The organism is Emergencia timonensis, from assembly GCF_900086585.1.
GTDB classification, from domain to species: Bacteria; Bacillota; Clostridia; order Peptostreptococcales; family Anaerovoracaceae; genus Senimuribacter; species Senimuribacter timonensis.
Genome location: NZ_FLKM01000009.1, coordinates 49,048 through 68,199, shown reverse-complemented (window position 1 = coordinate 68,199; position 19,152 = coordinate 49,048). Strand labels below are relative to the sequence as shown.

At 45.5% G+C, this 19,152-nt stretch carries 19 protein-coding genes; 5 read left to right on the top strand and 14 right to left on the bottom strand.

Annotated elements, in window-relative coordinates:
• Nucleotides 1-5: 5 nt before the first annotated feature.
• Genes BN6539_RS11260 through BN6539_RS22355 form a run of 3 tightly spaced genes read right to left on the bottom strand, consistent with a single transcriptional unit; the run spans nt 6 to nt 2,838 of the window.
• A complete protein-coding gene (locus tag BN6539_RS11260; RefSeq protein WP_082907480.1) occupies nt 6-746 on the bottom strand; it encodes a PHP domain-containing protein in 741 nt (246 codons plus the stop codon).
• Nucleotides 730-1,602, bottom strand: coding sequence for a UDP-N-acetylmuramate dehydrogenase (gene murB, locus BN6539_RS22360; protein WP_067538400.1), 873 nt, complete (start codon nt 1,600-1,602; stop codon nt 730-732). The genes BN6539_RS11260 and murB overlap by 17 nt, the downstream gene beginning before the upstream one ends.
• Nucleotides 1,603-2,838 (bottom strand): AI-2E family transporter, encoded by a 1,236-nt coding sequence (locus BN6539_RS22355; protein WP_067538399.1) that lies wholly within the window; start codon nt 2,836-2,838, stop codon nt 1,603-1,605.
• Nucleotides 2,839-3,038: 200 nt separating this feature from the next.
• Between BN6539_RS22355 and BN6539_RS11245 the strand changes: the two genes are divergently transcribed.
• Nucleotides 3,039-3,278: a hypothetical protein gene (locus tag BN6539_RS11245; protein WP_067538398.1), complete on the top strand. Its 240-nt coding sequence runs from the start codon at nt 3,039-3,041 to the stop codon at nt 3,276-3,278.
• An 81-nt stretch (nt 3,279-3,359) separates the two neighbouring features.
• On the opposite strand, the gene BN6539_RS11240 is transcribed toward BN6539_RS11245, so the two are convergent.
• A complete protein-coding gene (locus BN6539_RS11240) occupies nt 3,360-3,980 on the bottom strand; it encodes a Fic family protein (RefSeq protein WP_187375491.1) in 621 nt (206 codons plus the stop codon).
• A gap of 93 nt (nt 3,981-4,073) precedes the next feature.
• On the opposite strand from BN6539_RS11240, the gene BN6539_RS11235 reads away from it, so the two are divergent.
• Nucleotides 4,074-4,625 carry a metallophosphoesterase family protein gene (locus tag BN6539_RS11235; protein ID WP_067538394.1) on the top strand — a complete coding sequence of 184 codons (552 nt, stop codon included), beginning with the start codon at nt 4,074-4,076 and terminating at the stop codon, nt 4,623-4,625.
• Between the two features lie 75 nt (nt 4,626-4,700).
• On the opposite strand, the gene BN6539_RS11230 is transcribed toward BN6539_RS11235, so the two are convergent.
• The 6 genes from BN6539_RS11230 to BN6539_RS11205 all read right to left on the bottom strand — a co-directional run bounded on the left by BN6539_RS11230 (nt 4,701) and on the right by BN6539_RS11205 (nt 12,523).
• Entirely contained in the window at nt 4,701-6,170 is a 1,470-nt protein-coding gene (locus BN6539_RS11230; RefSeq protein ID WP_067538393.1) for an alanine/glycine:cation symporter family protein, read from the bottom strand.
• Nucleotides 6,171-6,189: 19 nt separating this feature from the next.
• Complete coding sequence (gene ortB / locus BN6539_RS11225) at nt 6,190-7,593, bottom strand: 2-amino-4-oxopentanoate thiolase subunit OrtB (protein ID WP_067538392.1); 1,404 nt, start codon at nt 7,591-7,593, stop codon at nt 6,190-6,192.
• The gene (gene ortA, locus BN6539_RS11220) at nt 7,593-7,892 is read right to left on the bottom strand and encodes a 2-amino-4-oxopentanoate thiolase subunit OrtA (protein ID WP_276326622.1); all 300 of its coding nucleotides are present in this window, start codon (nt 7,890-7,892) and stop codon (nt 7,593-7,595) included. Before ortA ends, ortB begins: the two co-directional genes overlap by 1 nt.
• An 82-nt stretch (nt 7,893-7,974) precedes the next feature.
• On the bottom strand, nt 7,975-9,306 hold the full coding sequence (locus tag BN6539_RS11215; protein ID WP_067538388.1) for an aminotransferase class III-fold pyridoxal phosphate-dependent enzyme: 1,332 nt from the start codon (nt 9,304-9,306) through the stop codon (nt 7,975-7,977).
• A 15-nt stretch (nt 9,307-9,321) separates the two neighbouring features.
• Complete coding sequence (locus BN6539_RS11210; protein WP_067538386.1) at nt 9,322-10,113, bottom strand: glycyl-radical enzyme activating protein; 792 nt, start codon at nt 10,111-10,113, stop codon at nt 9,322-9,324.
• Nucleotides 10,100-12,523 carry a glycyl radical protein gene (locus BN6539_RS11205; RefSeq protein WP_067538385.1) on the bottom strand — a complete coding sequence of 808 codons (2,424 nt, stop codon included), beginning with the start codon at nt 12,521-12,523 and terminating at the stop codon, nt 10,100-10,102. Before BN6539_RS11205 ends, BN6539_RS11210 begins: the two co-directional genes overlap by 14 nt.
• A 416-nt stretch (nt 12,524-12,939) precedes the next feature.
• Between BN6539_RS11205 and BN6539_RS11200 the strand changes: the two genes are divergently transcribed.
• Nucleotides 12,940-14,700 carry a sigma-54 interaction domain-containing protein gene (locus BN6539_RS11200; protein ID WP_067538384.1) on the top strand — a complete coding sequence of 587 codons (1,761 nt, stop codon included), beginning with the start codon at nt 12,940-12,942 and terminating at the stop codon, nt 14,698-14,700.
• Nucleotides 14,701-14,877: 177 nt separating this feature from the next.
• Here BN6539_RS11200 and BN6539_RS11195 read toward each other — a convergent pair whose 3' ends face one another.
• Nucleotides 14,878-16,182: a D-serine ammonia-lyase gene (locus tag BN6539_RS11195; protein ID WP_067538382.1), complete on the bottom strand. Its 1,305-nt coding sequence runs from the start codon at nt 16,180-16,182 to the stop codon at nt 14,878-14,880.
• Between the two features lie 40 nt (nt 16,183-16,222).
• On the bottom strand, nt 16,223-16,420 hold the full coding sequence (locus BN6539_RS22760) for a hypothetical protein (protein WP_207645097.1): 198 nt from the start codon (nt 16,418-16,420) through the stop codon (nt 16,223-16,225).
• Nucleotides 16,421-16,483: 63 nt separating this feature from the next.
• On the opposite strand from BN6539_RS22760, the gene BN6539_RS11190 reads away from it, so the two are divergent.
• A complete protein-coding gene (locus BN6539_RS11190) occupies nt 16,484-16,720 on the top strand; it encodes a hypothetical protein (protein WP_067538381.1) in 237 nt (78 codons plus the stop codon).
• 115 nt (nt 16,721-16,835) lie between these two features.
• The gene (locus BN6539_RS11185; RefSeq protein WP_067538380.1) at nt 16,836-17,066 is read left to right on the top strand and encodes a hypothetical protein; all 231 of its coding nucleotides are present in this window, start codon (nt 16,836-16,838) and stop codon (nt 17,064-17,066) included.
• Between the two features lie 36 nt (nt 17,067-17,102).
• On the opposite strand, the gene BN6539_RS11180 is transcribed toward BN6539_RS11185, so the two are convergent.
• Together BN6539_RS11180 and BN6539_RS11175 are read right to left on the bottom strand one after the other, a co-directional pair.
• Nucleotides 17,103-18,152 carry a flavodoxin family protein gene (locus BN6539_RS11180; protein ID WP_067538378.1) on the bottom strand — a complete coding sequence of 350 codons (1,050 nt, stop codon included), beginning with the start codon at nt 18,150-18,152 and terminating at the stop codon, nt 17,103-17,105.
• 22 nt (nt 18,153-18,174) lie between these two features.
• Nucleotides 18,175-19,146 (bottom strand): lactate/malate family dehydrogenase, encoded by a 972-nt coding sequence (locus BN6539_RS11175; RefSeq protein WP_067538377.1) that lies wholly within the window; start codon nt 19,144-19,146, stop codon nt 18,175-18,177.
• Nucleotides 19,147-19,152: the final 6 nt, after the last annotated feature.

Below are 19,152 nucleotides of genomic sequence, written 5' to 3'. Positions count from 1 at the left end.
AGATACTAAATCTCCTCAATGTTTACAATGCGGGATACATCCAGTCCCGCTTCAAGTGCTCTATCGACGCCGCCCATAAAACTGCCGACACGATCCGGCGTATGGGCGTCACTGCTGACGATAAACTCCGCCTCGGTTTTAGCAGATATTTTGATTTCTTCTGTCGTCAGATGAGCGTGCCAGGTGCTGATTTCCATCAGAGTTCCCGTTTCTGCACAGGCCTTAGCAATGGCCGCAATATCAAAACGTCCCTTGTCGCCGGGATGGGTCAAAATCTTCAGATCGTTCTCGTAAAGAGCTTTGATGGTCATGTAGGTATTCTTTATCAGCAGCTTCTTACCGTAAAAGCCAGGTGCCAGATGATGGGCGTCCAGCCAGTTTCCAACACAGTAGCCGTGAGGAATTCCATAGTGATATCCTCCCAATACAAAGTCAAAGTCACCGAACTCCGCTTTTGTCACATCGAGATAATTTCCTGATGAAATGATATTCGCTTCCACACCCAAATAAATGGAAAGCTGCGGATAAAGCGGTTTCAGCCTGTCAATCTCCGTCCTCATCACAGGAAAATCGCTGCGTTTCACACCATAGGTCAGATGACCAGGACCATGGTCTGTAATAGCGAGACCCGTAAGCCCTGCCGCGATGGCCGCCTTCACGTTGTCCTCAATAGATCCTTTGCCATGAGAAAAGGTCGTATGGGTGTGATAATCAAAGGTCATCTTGTACTTATCTTTCGTCGCCAATAATTCTTACCTCCGGTTCCAATCTTACCCCAAATTTATCATATACAGTATTCTGCACCAAATGCATCAAATCTATGATATCTGTTGCAGTAGCGCCGCCTTTGTTGATGATAAAACCGCTGTGGAGATCAGAAACCTGTGCGCCGCCTACGGTCGCGCCTTTGAGTCCAGCGTCCTGAATCAGCTTGCCGGCAAAATATCCAGCAGGTCTTTTGAAGAAGCTGCCTGCACTTGGATACTGAACCGGCTGTTTTTCATTACGGCGTTTGGTCAGTTCTGCCATTCTGCCAGCAATCTCCTCGTGGTTTCCTTTCTTTAGTTTTAAGGTAACCGTTACTGCCACGTCTCTAGTATCTTCCAAAATGCTGTGTCTATAGGAAAGATCCAAATCTGCGGCATTGATGCTGATTGTTTCTGAACCATCATTTTTAACCAGCGTTACGCTTTCTACAATATCTTTCATCTCACCGCCATAAGCGCCTGCATTCATGAAAATCGCGCCGCCGATGCTGCCGGGAATACCGCTGGCAAATTCAAAACCAGTCAAGTCAGCAGCCAAAGCTGCCTTTGCTACTACGGACATCAGTGCACCAGTACCGCAAATCAATCGCTCTCCTTCAACGGTGACTTTGTTGAAAGCTTCCCCCAATTTAACCACTATGCCGTCAAATCCTGAATCCTTGATCAGCGTATTGGAGCCGTTGCCAAGGACAATATATTTTTTCTTCAGTCTGTGGATCTCCCCCATGATTTCACGCAGCTCTTCCACACTTTCTAAAATCACCATCTCTCTCGCCTTTCCCCCGGCTTTAAAAGATGTAAACTCTCTCATATCTACGTTTTGCAACCTCTCCATCTACAATACATCCTTCCTATTTATGTCATATTTATTAAAGTCCTCATACGCAGTTGTCGACGTCGGTAAATTCTTCTTAACCAGCTTTTTCGTGATAAATTTCCTCGTATAATAGTAGAAAACTGCGAAGACCGGCACGCCCAAAACCATTCCCAGGAACCCAAAGAGTCCGCCGCCTACGATGATGGCGAACATGACCCAAAAACTTGCCAGACCGGTAGTGCCGCCCAAAATTTTGGGACCGAGGATATTTCCGTCAAACTGCTGCAAGACGAGAACCATGATTAAAAAATAGACCGCTTGCAGAGGGCTGACCAGACAGATGATAATCGCTGACGGAATGGCACCGATAAAAGGTCCGAAAAACGGGATGATATTCGTTACCCCGATGATGGTGCTGACCAATATTGTATACGGCAGATTAAGAATGCTCATGAGGATAAAACAGAGCACGCCGATAATGGCCGAATCGATCAGCTTGCCGTTGATAAAACCGCCAAAAGTTTTATTGGTAAAGTATGCAAATTCAAAAACGGCATCGGACCGTTCCTTATTCATCGTAGCTGATATGATCTTTTTCGTCTGCGCTTTGAACAGTTCTTTGCTATTGAGGACATACACACAGATGATGATGCCAATCAAAATATTCAGCAGCGTTTTCAGTGTGACGATGACGCCTTGCGAAATCTGGGTCATATAGACGCCCAGTCTCGGCAAAAACTCATTCTGCGTCCACTCGACAAAGCTGTCACGTGCCTGCGCAACCAGACTCTCAAAAGCCTCCGCCACTTCAGGATATTTCTCGGCTGTAAAGGTATTCTCAGCCCAGTTGATCAAATCGTTCAGTCTGTCCGGCATGACCTGAACCAACCCCAGAATACTGCGGATTGTCTCCGGCAAGACCATGGCAAAAAGTCCGCCTACGACGCCGATCAAAACCACCAGTGAAATGACAGTCGCAATGACGCGAGAAAATTTCAGAGCGCCTCTTTTCGTTTTCCAACGAACGGCGGTCAATTTGTATACGCGGCGTACTGTCGCATTATATACTGGGCAGAGCAAGTAAGCCATAACCAGGCCGAAAATAAAAGGAGATAAAATAGTGTTGACTCTATCAAGATCTTCCCTTAATCCATCAAAATGGGTAATCATCTCGTACAGCACAATCAGTGCCGCCCCTGTAACAAAGACAGTCACGCCCAATTTCACATATCCATTTTTAAAACGTTCTCTCACCTAAACACCTCTATCGTCAAACCGCACAACAACTCTTTTCTAATGTTATACTACCACAAAGACGCAGTTTTTACCATATTATTTGTTTTTAGTATAATCATAAATTTTTTCAAATTTTTATGAATTCCCTCTTGACTTTTGCATACAAAGTCGTATAATTATTTTAACGTTCAAATATTTATTCAAAGGGAGATCAGAAAATGCAAAAATCAATTCATGTAGATTGTCCGACATATTTAGAATTAGGACTGAAAAACGGTGAAGTCAGCACAGTAAATGGAAAAGAGTTAAATCACGAAGGCGTCAAGCACGTCATCGATTATCTTTGTCAGGAAGTAGACGTAAAGGCAGACGATGTTCTAACAAAAGTTAAATCAATCGGAAAAGACGAGGGTGCTGTAACGCTTAAACTCTATAACGGTGCCGTAAGTACTTTCTAAGAAAAATGGAAATTAGTAATGGATAATTTTAAATCGTAAAAAGAGAATTGGCAAGTGCGCCCAATTCTCTTTTTCGTTCTCCTATGTCTGACAATCGTTTTGACTGTCTGCCATCAGCTTATTCAGCCTTAGATTCTCATAAATGACCTTCTCCGTGCCCTTTTTTAGGAATTCTGCCAATGCGCCGTTGTACTCACTCTCCGTCAAGGTCAGAGGATACATGGCCTGTCCGCTGTACAGCAATTCATATTCCATTGCAGTTCTGGCAACGATTTCGCTGTATTGGTCGTAAGGGTAAATCCTGATCAGATGATTGTGAACATGAACAGCCCGTGCCAGGGGATCTGTGAGCCTGCCGTCGTGAAGGCGTGCGAACAGCCTTTGCAGTTCGCCCTCGATTTCTGGCGGCAATACGGGATTGTAACTCAGGTGAAATAATACAGGCGTGCTCTTCCTGTATTCCGCCGCCTCCCCGCCGGACACTTTCTGATAAAACTTCGCCAGAGTCTGTGTCGAAAGTTCTTCCTGCAGGTCTAATAAACCTTCCATCAGGGGAAGCACATCCATCAAGTGAGTCACCATCAGATGCTCCTCCAAGGTGGCATCTAAGATGTATTCTCCTCCTGCAATCTTAGCCGCATTTTCTTCGTTCATCGGACTGCCTGAAAGCCGCATGTTCATGGTCACCAATTCTATTTTCATTTTTTCTCTGTGTGTACCCTTATCCATACTTGAATTCTAACACAAAACCCCTAATTTGTGCTATAATTAATAAAATATTTATGGAGGCTGCTGATGAAAATTTTATTACTGAGCGACACTCACGGACTTTTGGACAAGGTCTATGAGATTTATGGAAAACTGAATCATATCGATTTGATTATTCACTGCGGGGACTACCAGCGAGACGCGCATACCCTCGAAGATACCCTGGGAATCCCCATAGTCAGTGTAAAAGGAAACTGCGACGGCGCCTCTCGTCCTGACAGAGAAATCGTGGAGACTCCCGCCGGGAAACTGCTCATCACCCACGGCCATCTGGAGGGTGCCGGTTATGATTACAACAATCTGCTCTATCTTGCCGAAGAGAAGGACTGTATCGCCGTCTGTTTCGGACACACCCACGTACCCATGTGCGAGGACTTTGGCGGCATCTATCTGATCAATCCCGGCAGTCTGACAAACCCGAGAGACGGCAGCAACGGTTCCTACGCGATTCTCCACAGCACCGAAGAGGATTTTTATGCCAACATCGTCTACTACGATACCGTCTGCGGCAGTCAGAAAAAGAAAAAGCCCCAGGGAGGCTTCATCCGGGGGCTGCTCAACTACAGCGACCGGTTTTAAATACGAAACATGGACCTGCTATGACTTAGCAGGTCCATTCAGCCTCGTTTTTCGTATATCTCTATAAATAAACAATTAGTTTTTCAAATCTCCGCTCTTATATTTGTCACGGATGGTTCTCCAAATGCCCATATCGAAATCAAATCCCCTAACGCCTTCAAACTTGTCAGGATCAAAGACCGGATCAAGCCCCTGCCTTTTCTGCTCTTCAAAATCCTTTAGCAGCTTAATCGCCACTCCTGCGCTTGCCAATAAGAAGATATAATTGATCCACGTTGCTGATCCCAGCAATACGTCGCCTAATGCCCACGAAGCATCTAACGACATCGTAGCGCCAAATATCACGCCGCCGATAAAGCACATGTGTACCAGATATTCTGCCCATTTAGGAAAATTCTTCTTCTGAAAGAAGTACATCACCGCAGAAACCGTACTATAATTGTGGTTCATAATCGACGTAAAACCGAAGAAGAAAATTGCAATGGCGATAAATTGTGAACCCCATGGCATGACGGTTTCCATGGCTCTGGCAACCCAGACCGGTCCCGCTTCAATGGCTTCGCCCAGTCCCATATAGAGCATATTTCCACTTCCGTCCTGTACATTGTAGCATCCCGAAACGACCAGCATCAGCCCCGTCGCAGTACATACGAACAGCGTGTCAATATAGATTGAAAATGTCTGTACGAGCCCCTGCTTTGCTGGGTGGGACACTTCTGCTGACGCAGCGGAAGGCGTTGCCGTTGTAAGTCCTGTCTCTGACGAAAAAAGTGCTCTTTTCGTTCCCCAAATCATTGCGCTGCCCATGGCTGCGCCAATCATCTGATCCTTTCCAAAGGCTCCTTTTACAATTGCTGCAAAAGCATCAGGAACTTCCGTTATATGTGCAAAGATGATCACCAGCGCAACGCCAATGTATCCGACGGCCATAACAGGAACTACCAACTCTGCAACTCGACCGATCCTCTTTGCGCCGCCAAATATAACCGCAGCTAAAATGACTGCAATTGCGATACCGACTGCTAACTTGGGCGTGCCAAAGGCGTTAGATACAGCTACGGCAATATTATTCGAATGCAGACTGGATTGGGTAAATGGCATTGTTATCGCAAATAACACCGCTGTAAATGCTCCGAGAAACTTAAACCGATCCCCAATATAGTACATCCATCCTCCGCGATACTCACCATTGATGACTTTTTTATGAAGCTGCGAAAGGCTGCATTCTACGAAGGTTGTAATGGATCCGATAATTGCGATGACCCACATCCAAAAGATAGATCCCGGACCTCCCATGCATACTGCAGTCGCTACTCCGGCAATATTGCCCACGCCGACTCGTCCTGCAATCGCAAGGGTGAAAGCCTGAAATGAAGAAAGTCCATGCTCGGATTTTTTGCCGCTGAATAAGAGCTTAATCATCGTCGGAATCATTCTGATCTGTGTGCATTTCATGGCAAGGGTGAATAATAAACCTGTCCCTAACAGGAGTACAATCTGTGGCATCGACCATATATAACCATTTAAGATATTTAATAAATCCATTTTTCTCACCTTTCATTCTCTATAGTTTTAACATAGCCCTTACATAATCCATATCTGTTTTCGTTTCTGCTGCCAGAAAAGCCATATCCTCCGCTGTCATCTTATCCGCGGAAACTTTCTTTGCAGCTCTTTGAATGAGCGACTTTCGCATACGATCAAGATCTGCATCTTTATGTCTCACGAGACCTGCGTTTTCCGGTAAAATCAGATTTGTACCCGGAATATCTTCTTTCGGACTTCCGAAACGGATGTCGATGCCGTTCTCTCTGGCAAAGGTCAGCTGCGGTTGGATATGCTTTCCTGCACCCGTATACTCAGTTTCAGAAACCACTACAATTGCATCTTCCGGAAGTTCCTGAGCCAAAGAAAATGCCGCTGCCAGCGATGTATTTCCTGCGGGCCCTCTTTCAAGGCCTTCCAGCTGCGCCAGCATTTCGGTTATAAACATGACTTCTCCCTGTGTTGTCGTCACATACCTGTCCATATATCTCAGCGGGCGGGCCGCGCTTCTCGGTGTATCCGAGATATCAGGGTTAGACGCGTGAGGCACGCCGAATCCCGTATGACCTGTTGTACAGGACTTTCGGTTAAATGCCTTGTCTGATGCCATATGCAGTCCTGTCAGATCGATTGATGCCGCCACAATCTCTGTGTCATTTGCACCGGCCTTCAGCAGTCCTCTCGCAGTACCGGTGACCATACCTCCGCCTGCCTGCGTGCAGACCACCATGTCCGGGTCTTTTCCCAATTTTTCACGACACTGCAATGCAATTTCATATCCCAGAGTTTCAACGCCTCCGATGCCAAAAGGAGAGTATAAAGACGCATTGAAGTATCCGGTGTCTTCGAGGATGTCCAGGAAGGAATAGAAAAGTTCCGGACCTACCGTCAGCTGTACAACTTCCGCGCCCAGTGCCTCGCACTTTCTCGCTTTTTCAATGATTTCAGGTTGACCAATGCCGTTGGAATCATAGCACTCCTGAACGACAATACATTTCATTCCCTGCATCGCAGCCTGAGATGCAACTGCTGCACCGTAATTTCCGGAAGTTGCCGCCATAACGCCCTCATATCCCAGCTTCTTCGCATGATGCACCGCCAAAGCTGCTCTCCTCGCCTTGAAGCTCCCGGAAGCATTGCACATCTCATCTTTCACAAATATCCTCGCTCCCATCCCCGGCGCCGCATATTTTCTGGAAAGCTTTGTGATATTTCTCAGTTCGATCAGCGGGGTATTTCCAACCGCAGTTTCCGCTTCGATTTCAATGCATTCTTGAATCGTGTATCCCGTATCCTTCATCAGCCCCTCATAATCGAAGGCAACGCTTCCCGATTCGTACTTATCAAAATCCATTCCAAGGGCTTTCTTTTGAATCTCGTTAGATCTTGCCATAACGGAATCATAATCTTTAGGCAACCGCATTATGCAATCCCTCCCATCTCTTCTCTCAGTTTTTTATCAATTTCAATGATCTCAGGCACAAATTTTCCATAGCTGTGAGTATAGTACGGCTCAACCTCGATGAGGCGGCCGTGCTCCGTTCTCCCCACCGCCGTCCGGATCCGTACATCGTCGCCAATTTCTGCGTCATCCAATAGTTCTCCCTTCGTCCACATCTCAAGATCGCAATGCTTTGTGTCCTCCGGCAGCTTCGCAGTTCTTTCTTCTGCCCGAAGAATTACCCTGTGAATTCTGACCCATTCTCCTTTTTTTGCCATCATGCTCTCCTTTCTCATTTAACAATTGCTATTACTTTCACTACTGTTTTATATACACTCAGAAAAAAACTGCCTGTTTCTTTCCTTACAGCCCTCTTACCTGGTCCACTGCCGAATCTGGGACCAGACCATTCTCTACGTCCGTAATCGATGCTTCCACAATATCCAAGGCATCTTTTGCTTCCTCCATCGTCATCGTCAACGGTGGTTCTACTCTCAATACACACCCGCTGAAAAATGCAAGGATCACGCCTTTTTCCCAGCATCTGTAACAAATTTTTGCTGTCGTCTGCACATCTCGTTCCTTTGATTCACGATTCTTTACAATGTCCACACCGATCATCAGGCCGGAACCCCTGACATCGCCAATGCATTCATGACGTGTCATCATATCTTTGAATCGTTCCATCATATAATTGCCGACTGTCACTGCATTCTCCAGCAGATGTTCCTCTTCAATCACCTCAATGGATGCGGTTGCTGCCGCACAGGAAACCGGGTTGCCCGCAGTGTTGAAAAAGTGTACAGGGGTATGCCATGCCTCCATGATTTCTTTTCGTCCAACAATGGCGCTGAGGGGCATTCCGGCTGCGATTGCCTTTCCCAAGACAATGATATCCGGGTCTATGTGAAAAAGCTCTGACGCAAACATTGCTCCTGTTCTCCCGAATCCCGTATGTACTTCATCTGCAATGAGGAGAATTCCATTTTCTCTGCAGATCTTTTCTACTTCTATGTAAAAAGCCTGTTCCGGAATCAGGATTCCGGCATCGCCCTGTATCGGCTCATAGATGACCGCTGCGATACTCTCCGCCGGCACAATCATGGTAATCAATTCCCTGAAACTCTCCAGGCATTCTTCCGTTCTTTTGCCGCGATAGCTATCTGGAAAAGGAATAAAATGCACATCAGGAACCAAGGAGCCCATTCCCTTCCTCATGTCAGAACCATATCCTGATACGCTAAGGGAACCAATTGTGGTTCCATGATAGGAATGGTAGAACGAAACGATATGATTTCTGCCAGTATAGGACCTTGCTGCTTTTATTGCTCCGTCAACCGAGGCCGATCCAGAAAGTGCAAAGGCAACACGTTTTTCAAAATCTCCCGGAGTAATCTCCACCAGTTTCTCCGCCAATTTCGTGTGTGGCACATGATACATGTACGCCGGTGTATAATGAATAAACCTGTCTGCTTGCTCGTGAACTGCTTCTAATACCTTTTCATGATTATGGCCCACGTTAATGACGGCCGCGCTTGCCAGCAAGTCGATAAATTCGTTCCCTTCCACATCCCAGACGTGTGAACCTTTTGCCCGGTCAACTACTAACGGATAGTATGGAACCCTCGTCGTATAAGAAAGCAGTCTATCTTCCTTTTCAATAATCCTTCTTGTATTCTCAGTAATTTCCGTCATTTCCTTCTCTCCCTGCTAATTTACAATGAGTTTTATTCCCTTTGGTGCATCCAGCCTATTTACGATTTTACTTAAATCTGCTGCATTCACTTGACTAATGCCCTTCCATGGGTATTTGCGGTGCAGCCTCTGATACTTTGATTCTCCCAAACGGTGGTAAGGCAGAAATTCTATTGAAGATACCCCAGCTGACGACGCATAGTTAACAATCGCCTGAAGAGCATCTTTGTTGTCGTTATGGTCAGGTATCACAGGAACCCTCACGATCACCGCCTTTCCTTTTGCCAGGAGTTTCTCCAAGTTTTCATGGATGGGCAGTGGTGAAACCCCCGTATGTGCTCTATGCTTTTCCTCATCCATACCCTTGATATCAAATAGAATCAGATCACACTGTTCAAATACCGGCCATACGATATCGAACTTTGCATATCCGCAGGTCATCAGCGTCGTATGAATCCCTTCTTCTTTTGCTGCCCATAGAATTCCTTCAGAAAACGCCGGCTGCAGCAGAGCCTCCCCTCCTGATAAAGTCAGACCGCCATTTGAACCGTCATAGAAGGGCTTATCTCGCCGCACCACATCCAGCACCTCACACACGGTCATTTCCCTGCCAACGGTGACTGCTTTTCCTGTCCTGACATCCAGCATCTCTTCCGGTTCGATTTTTTGTGTCTCTGGATTAGAGCACCATCCGCATCGCAGAGGACATCCCTTTAAGAACACGGTGGTTCTGATCCCCGGTCCATCCTGTATGCTGTATCGCTGGATATCAGTGACAATTCCTCGTCTTTTCCTAAATTCTGTCATGCTCAGTCCTCGCGATAATATCGTTCTGTAGTTCCTGCGCCAGCTCTACAAAACGTGCGCTGTATCCCGCAACTCTTATAATCAGATCCTGATATTTCTCCGGCGTTTTCTGTGCCTGCCGGAGGGTTCTGCCGTCAACAACGTTAAACTGAATTTCCTGCCCCTCCATTGTATTGAAATAGACGGTCACCATATCCATCAGCTTCTTTTTTGCTTCTGCGCTTTGAAACGCTGTCTTCGTAAATTTCAGATTCAAAACGTTCCCTTGGCTGAAGTGACTCTGATCAATTTTTCCCGCTGAAAGGAGGACTTGTGTCGGCGCGCCATTTTCACCTTCGTTTGCAGGAGAAAAGGAATCAGAAATTGGCATCGTCGCTTTTCTTCCGTCTGCAGTAGCCCCGGTCTTCCATCCCATCGGCACGGTTCCGCCCAGGGTTACGGTAAAGGATGAATAGTTTCTGTCGTCAATATCTTTATGACTCTCAATGATGGCAAAGAAAGCGTCCGTCATCTTCTTCATCATCGCATCTGCAAAATCATCATCGTTCCCATACTTCGGCGCTGCCAACAGTTCTTCCTGAATTTTCTCCGCCTCATCACCCTCAAAATTTGTATTGAGAGCATCGTTGACCGCTTCCATGCAGAATTGTCCTTTGTCAAAGACCTTCTCTTTTACTGCAGCAAGGGCATTGGACGCCGTAGCAATCCCTCCCAGCAAAATCGGCGTACTGCCCCATCTGGAGCCTCCCCAGGTAAGATCTCTGCCCTTCTCGATACAGCCGTCAACCAGGGAAGAAAGGAAGAGATGCGGGGTATTTTCTCTCTGCACATAATCCACAACCAGATTGTTCACAACTTGATGATGAATGATAAATTTCATCTGTCTTTCTGTCGCTGTAAAGAGGTCGTCAAAAGTCTGAAACTTGGCAGGATCTCCGGTCTTCGGGCCAAGCTGCTTTCCGGTAAGCCGGTCCACACCATCATTCATAGCCAAATCCACCACTCTTGCTAGATTCAGAAAGCCTCCATTCACTCTTGCCTGAAACCCCTCTGGCGCCAGCTCTATACATCCGACAATGGAGTAGTTACGCATGTTTTCAACAGGCATATCCGGAAAGAAGCGCTTCATAGATGCAATACAGCCGCGGTCTCCAAAGAGGGCAGGCATTCCAGTTCCATATGCAATGACGTCTGCCGCCCTTAGCTTAAAATCCTCTGGTGTATCATCGTGATATCTCACCGTGAACTGCGGCTGCTGCAGTCTGATATGCTCTTGGCATGTCAACATGATGTAACTGAGTTCATTCGTCGCATCCCTGCCTTCTCTGGTGACGCCTCCCGCGGTAACATTCTGTGTCATCGGAAATCCTGGATGAATGTGTACAGATTCTGTGTCCTGCACTTTTACAATCTCGTTAAACTTCAGCCAGATGCAGTCGAATAACTCCTGAATTTGTGAAATCGTATAGATACCATCTTCCATGGCCTTCTGATAAAATGGATATAGATACTGATCCATTCTGCCCGGCGATACAGAATCCCCACTAGTTTCAAGCTGCAGCACAATCTGCATGAATTCTACTACCTGCAGCGCTTCCCATATATCTCTGGCTGGATTTTCTGGAACCCAACTGCAGACATCTGCGATTTTGAATAGTTCAGCCTTTCTCTTTGGATCACTTTCTATTTTTGCCATAGACAAGGCTTTATCACTGTATCTTTTTGCATAATTCGTAATCGCATCAAAGCAGATCAGCAGCCCATCGTAAAACAGCTTTTTGTCAAAATCTTCTCTCTTTGTCAAATCCAAATCAGCATACTTTGCTTTTACTTCCGCTCTCAAACCTTTCAGTCCAATTTTGATAATCTTCTCAGCTTGGTATGCAGTATGCCCATAGCCGTTTCTTTCAAAAAGATCCCGGCTGAAAACATATGCATCCCGTACTTTTTTCGTATCCTCCGGCAACAGTTTTCTGTACTTCTGATAAATCGACTTGTTCTCCCAGTATGGGAAAATTGATCTGATATCCTCTTTAACTTGTTCCGGAACTTCAAATGTATCTTGTTCTCTCGTTTCTAAAAGGTTATCCAGTTCGTCTTTCATCCACTCTATTGAGAACTCAGGAAATACCGGAGCGGACCGTCTCCCATTGGTTCCAAGTGTTCCCACGAGTAACTCTCCATCCCAAATCCGCAGTGTCATCTCGTCAAGTATCCGGTACAGAGCACGAGCCCTTCTTTCGATAAAGTGCATACCCTCCGTCTCCTGATAACACTTCGTTACAATCAGCGCCCTTTCGCTGCAAAGAATCGGTTTTGCATCCAGAACAGCCTGCCTAAGTTGTCTAACTCTGCCTGTGATCGGCACTGTTCTGACTTCTTCGTATCTTTTATTTAAATCCTTATTCATATGCACTGATCTCCTCCATCTTAAGATTATTGATACATTATTTAAGAGCAACATCTGTGCCAAAGTCTTTAAACACCTGATTTTGCCAAGAATATCAGCATTACACCCAGGCATGAATCCCAAAGTTTCAACAATAGTTCTCATCTGAATAATTCTACTCATGGGAACCAGTCACCTTGTCTAGCTGAAACATGTTCGTCCATATTTTTGGACAGTTGCGTCAATGTTCAATCTTTTCACCGCCGCAAAAAGTCGATAAATCGCTTTAAAATAGAAGCGTTCTATTTTTTTGGACAAAATGCAATTCTTTTCCAATATTTTGGACAGAATGAAGACTTGTACTTTTTCTATTTTTGTGTTTAAATTTAGCTAACCGGCGTTTAAGTTCTGTAAAGAGAAAAGGGTGATTTATACTTATGAAAATAGAATTGTTTATCGAACACATTGCAAAGAATGTAGTGACAGCGGTAAGTGAAATGTATCCTGATGTGGAGGTTGTAATCGTCGACCCAAGCGGCAAGCTGATTGGAACTACCGAAAAATATAATCAGGCCAAAAATAATCGGGCTTATACTCCTTATATAGAAGAACTGCTTCGCAGTGACACGCCAATGATTATCGATAATCCACGAGACAACCCACTTTGTCAGGGTTGTCCGAACATTTCAACTTGCTACCAGACTCTCGAAATTTCTATACCGATTCATATAGAAAATAACTGGAACGGATATCTCAGCATGATTGTATTTTCAGAAACCAGCAAAAAGTTTTATCTTGAAAGAACAAACCAAGTGATCACATTCTTGCAAACCATCCTTGATCTGATGATAAATGCTGGAAATTCAGAGACTGCCAGTATAAAATATCAACATATTACCAATATGATGAATATTATGTTCCAGCATTTAGACTGTATTGCATTCAGTTGTAATCGAAATGGCGATATACGGATATGCAATGACGCTTTCTATGAATTCTTCGGGTTAGATTCTGCTCACGAACCGCCTAATATATATCACTTTCTGACTGGTGACAGCCCCCTTTTGAGCGTACTTGATAATGGTGTAACTTTTAATCATGAAGAATTACCTGTCGTCGTCAATGACAAAATGAATCGCATGATTGTCAGCAGCAAAGTGATTGATGACAATCAAGATGATATGACAGAATTTCTATTCTTTTTGAGAACCCTCGATGGCGTCCGGCAGTACATCGCATCAGATACACCCCAGGAGAATGCTTTGGACTGTATTTTAGGGAAAAGTCTTACGACTGCAGAACTAAAATCTAAAATCCGTCAATTTGCCGCCAGTACATCTACTGTACTCATCCGCGGAGAGACCGGCACTGGAAAAGAACTGATTGCACGAAGCCTGCACGGTTTGAGCCCCCGCAATAAGCAGCCCTTCATAACGATCAATTGTGCCGCGATACCAGATACCCTCTTAGAAAGTGAACTCTTCGGCTACGAAAAAGGCACCTTCACTGGTGCAAGCAAAGGAGGAAAAGCCGGTCTTTTTGAGATTGCCAACGGTGGGACTATCTTTCTCGATGAAATAGGGGATATGCCTCTCCATCTGCAGGCTAAATTACTTCGAGTGCTGCAGGAACACAAAGTCATTCGCCTTGGAGGCTACCATCCCACGAATCTGGATATTCGAATTATCGCTGCAACGAATCAGGATCTTGAAAAACTCGTCGATGAAAACAAATTCAGATCAGATCTATATTATCGACTCAACATCCTGCCTATAAAAGTGCTTCCCCTTCGAGAAAGAATGGCGGATTTTGACGACCTTGTCTTTCATTTCATTGTAAAATACAATGATAAACTGAATAAGCACATTACTGGCATCGATAAAGCCTTTCTTCAGATTCTCAAGAATTACTCCTGGCCGGGAAATGTCCGTGAACTTGAGAATACCATTGAGTATGCTGTTAACATTGCGGAAGCATCCTGTTTGGGGGCAGAATCCTGCCCGGCAGGAATCATCAATGAAAACGCTGCTCATCCGCAGCTTACCTTAAAAGAACAGCTGAAGTTCGAGGAATCGCGAATCATTCAGGGGTATCTGGATCAATATGGCTCACAAAATAACAGTATCGCAGAAATTGCCAAGCTTCTCGGTATATCTCGTGCCTCCCTGTATGGAAAAATTAAAGAGTATAAATTATGAGAATAGTACTTAACTTAGATTCAGTAAAATAGACAGTTGTCCTGTCTCCACATGTTAACTTCTTATTTTCAGCATTAAAAAACAGAGCGTGTATTTCCATACGCTCTGTTTTTTAATGTTGAAGACCCCTGCCGAAAAGTTTCCATCTTCGGTGCGTCAGGTCTAATTTTGGTCTTTTTATTTTCCCATGCTATAATATGCTTTCATCTCTTCTTCCGGCACCATGTTTCCGCCAGTAGCCCAGAGGATATGCGTCGCATTCTTCAGCTTGTCTTTCAGATTGTTCTTAATCAGATACCCTTCTGCAGACAGCACATGTCCAGGGCCGGTAAAGCTTGCGCAGGCCGAAGGCTCAATGAAAAGGTCCTCGGTATCTGCCAGCTTTGCCAAGAAGGTATATAAATCCTCATCACTGATCGTAAAGCAGCCGTCAAGCAAGGTCTCCATCACACTTCCTACTAGTCTGGATGGCCGGGATACTGCCAGCCCGTCCGCTGCCGTCTTTCCGTCCAGTCCCACGTCGGTGACTGCAATCTGGTCGTGGAGCCCCGTCAGCATGCCCAATGTCATACACGGCGCATGCGTAGGTTCTGCGAAGAAAATGTGTATGTTCTCCCCGAATACCTGTTTCAGGCCAAAGGCAACGCCTCCTGGCGCACCGCCGACACCGCAGGGAATATATACGAATACAGGATTGTCCGCGTCGCAGACGATCATCTGCCGTTTAAACTGTTCTGCAATCCTTTTGGCGGCTACAGAGTAACCCAGGAACAAGTCACTGGAGCCTTCGTCGTCCACAAAATGGCACATCGGGTCCTGTTCTGCTCCTTTTCTGCCTTCCGCTACAGCTTTCTGGTAATCGTCCTGGTACTCGATAACCGTGACCCCTCTCTGCCGCAAGAGTTCCTTCTTCCACTGTCTTGCATCGGCAGACATATGTACCGTGACCTTGAACCCCAGTCTGGCGCTGATGATTCCAATGCTGAGACCCAGGTTTCCCGTAGATCCTACAGCCACACTGTATTCACTGAAGATCTTCTTAAACTTTTCTTCTGTCAGTATGGAATAATCGTCTGCTTCTGTCAGCATGCCGTGATCTATGGCAATTTTTTCTGCCAGCTTGAGGACCTCGTAAATACCGCCTCTGGCCTTGATCGAACCAGAAACGGCCAGATGACTGTCACATTTCAAAAATAGTCTTCCCGGTATCTCTTTGTCAAAAGTTTCTTCAAGGACTTTCTTCATCCTGCTGATCTCCACCAAAGGTGATTCAATGACGCCGTCTGTGCTCTCCGTCTCAGGAAAAGCCTTTTTGATGTAGGGTGCAAATCTGGCAAGCCGCTTCTCTGCATCCTCTATATCACTCATGTCAAAAGGCAATTCTGTTTCCTGACCGACTTTTTCGTTAAGCCAGAAAACCTCTTCACAGTTTATCATATTCTGTATCATAGGATGTTCTACAATCAATTTATCAATGTCCATACGTACTCTCCCTTCCACATCGCTAAAGAGTCTTTTTCCATTATACACTAAATTGCTGGAAAAAAAAAGTTTCATTTATGGTAGAACGGTTCACAGATTGATCCATTTTTGGCTCAAGTTTTCTTCTAATCGATATGAAAACGGCAAAGCCTTTGTAATCACACAAAAAAAGGGCGGCTGTAAGTCCTTGGAATTGCAGTGAATATTTATTTCTTCTATTTATTTCTATTAATTTCATAAATTTGGCACGATTTATGCTTTCTATATCGGCAAATAGAAAAATGTGTCGGAGGTAAGAATAATGAGTAAGGAAGTAATGTTAAAGAGAGCTTTTAACCAGGCAAGCGCAAATGGAGCCGTACGTTTTGTCGATAGAGATGTAGATTTCGCCGTCATCAGAAATTACATGGTTCAGTACGCAAAGAAAAACGACGTTGAAGTATCTGAAAAAGAGATTGAGAACTTCATCGGACAGCAAATGACTCAGATGAAAGAGACCACCAAAGATTTCACCTATCAGACAAAGATGATGAATTAATGAAGAGACCGCGCATCGCGGTCTTTTTTCATATTTTATGGATTTTATTTCCAAAGAGTGCTATAGTATAAGTATAGAACATATCATCTCTTAAAAAGTATGGAGGTACTTGAACATGAACAAAGAAGAAATGTTAAGGAAAGGTTTTTCCCATGGCGCTGCCAATGTAGCGATTCGTTACGCAGACGAAGAAATTGATTTCCTCGTACTCCGAAGCGAGATGGTGGAGTATGCAAGAAGGCATCATGTCGAGGTAGACGTGAAAGAAATTGAAGATTACATCAAAGCGCAGTTTAAGGATATGCACGATGCGCTCAAGGATTTCGAATTCCCGCCAATAGACTAATCTGTAAAAAAGAGACCGAAATATCGATCTCTTTTTTTATGCTCTGATTTGTCTGGCGAAAATGCCTGCTTTTTCTTCAAGCGCCTCCACGTCCAAAATGCTGCCGGGATCATTAGCCGTTTCCACCAGAGCAAATTTAGCCGGCAGAATGAAGTTCTTGTTAAAGTTCATGGCGCTGATGATCTGCTCCGCCACGATATCGCCGCCGCTGTAGCCCGATACCACCAGAGCGAAGATTTTTTTCTTTGAAAAGTCATGGGTTCTGAAAACTGCAGTCAGTCGGTTGATAAAGGCAGTAATATTTGCACTGACCGCATCGTTGTAGTTTGGACAAATCATAACCAGGCAGTCACATTCAATGATGGCCGGATATACCTGTTCCACCATGACGCCGCCATAGAAGCAGCCTCCTTTTTCTCCGAAATGCATACATTCCTCATACTTACAGCCTCTGCAGTCCAACAGCTGACCGTTGCGGAGGGAAATTTCTGTCACTTTGATGGACTCGTCTAAATAACTCTTCACTTTTTCCCAGAGCATCAGGCTATTAGAAGTCTTTCTGCTGCTGGCGTGAATTGCCAGCACATTTGGATGACGTATTTTCAACATTTCGAAGTCACACAATCTCTTTATCAGGCGTTCTGTCAGCATCTGATATGCGCCTAGCAGATCCGTGCCCAGCACCTTGCTGATTACCTTAAAATTATAGAGAGAGCCTGTGGCCTCCACCAGCGGTCTGCTGATAAATGCGCAGCCTGCTGCGTTAGCTGAAAATACAAGTCTGCGAGCCAGACTTTTGGTAAAAAGTTCTCCGCTTCCATCGACGATCACAGCGCCGCTGCATCCAGTCAGGCAGCCTGGCGCTCGTCTGAAATACTCCAATATCCTGTAATATTCCATATTGATCCCCGCTTCAGACAGACAGACGGCAAAAAGGATTTTCCTGCCGCGCAGATCACACGCTTCCAGTTCTTTCGCCGTAAGTAGATATTCTGTCTCGACTGTGGCAAGCGCTTCGGAGAGAATGAGGTCCATCCGGTTTTCTCTATGAAATTCATTGCAGAAAGGTTTAATCACCGTTAACATTTTCCATCGCCTCTTTTACTGATTACTTTATCTCGCACAAATTCTCATATGCGTCTTTGATGCGCCCATACAGTTCCTCACAGAGAGGCACATCCTCATATTCTGGTCCGCTTCCTCTCATTCTATTCTTCATGCCCAGAAAGGCGCCTTTGTCTTCGTTTCCAAGATAGAGAGAACTGTAATGCCACTCTCCCCGCAGGGTCAGTAAGATAGAAATTGCTGCCGAGGACAGCGCCGGAGCGATGTACGGCTTAAACCCCAGCTCCCGCACTCTCATATTCGCGTCCACAGTCAAAGCCGTCAGCTCCCTGGACAATTGATCGTCGTAAGCCGTCAAACTATCGGCAATGACCAAATCCTCACCATGAGGGCCAAAGGCGCGGCCTTCCGCAGCATAGTGGCTGAAGCGCCGATCTTTTCCTGCAAAATACAGTGCGCGGGCGTTCATGACCCCCAGACCATAACCCTGCACCTGAGACGGCCGCAATTTTGCGCTGTTTAAAAAAGCTCTGCACAGTGGGTCTACCGGGTCACTCACTACAGCGACCAAACCTTTAAAATCCCTTTCTCTTGCCAGTCTCCCATAACGGGCAATTATTTCGCCATTGGCAGATAGCTGTGCCATTCGCACATCGCCTGCTGCCCCGAGGGGCGGCACGCCTTTGCTGGCGCAGAAGACCAGAACATCGCAGTCAAAGAGGTCTTCCTCTCCGACCATCTTCACTTCTGGAAGTCCCTGCGTTTCAAAGGGATAATTGATTTGGTTGATCTCCTGTTCACAGCGAACCATATTTGACTCATCGATGTCACAGATGCCGATGATCGAAATCACGTCGGCGCCCAGCAGCCGCAAGCCTATCAGTACAGTCGTGCCTACGTCCCCCAAAGCCAACAGATTCACTCTGTTTTTTTCCTTCAGTTTCACAGGACAGTAGTCGAGAGGAATACCGCCTGTAATCCCTGATTCCTTTAATAAGTCCTCAATTCTTTTCATTTTTAC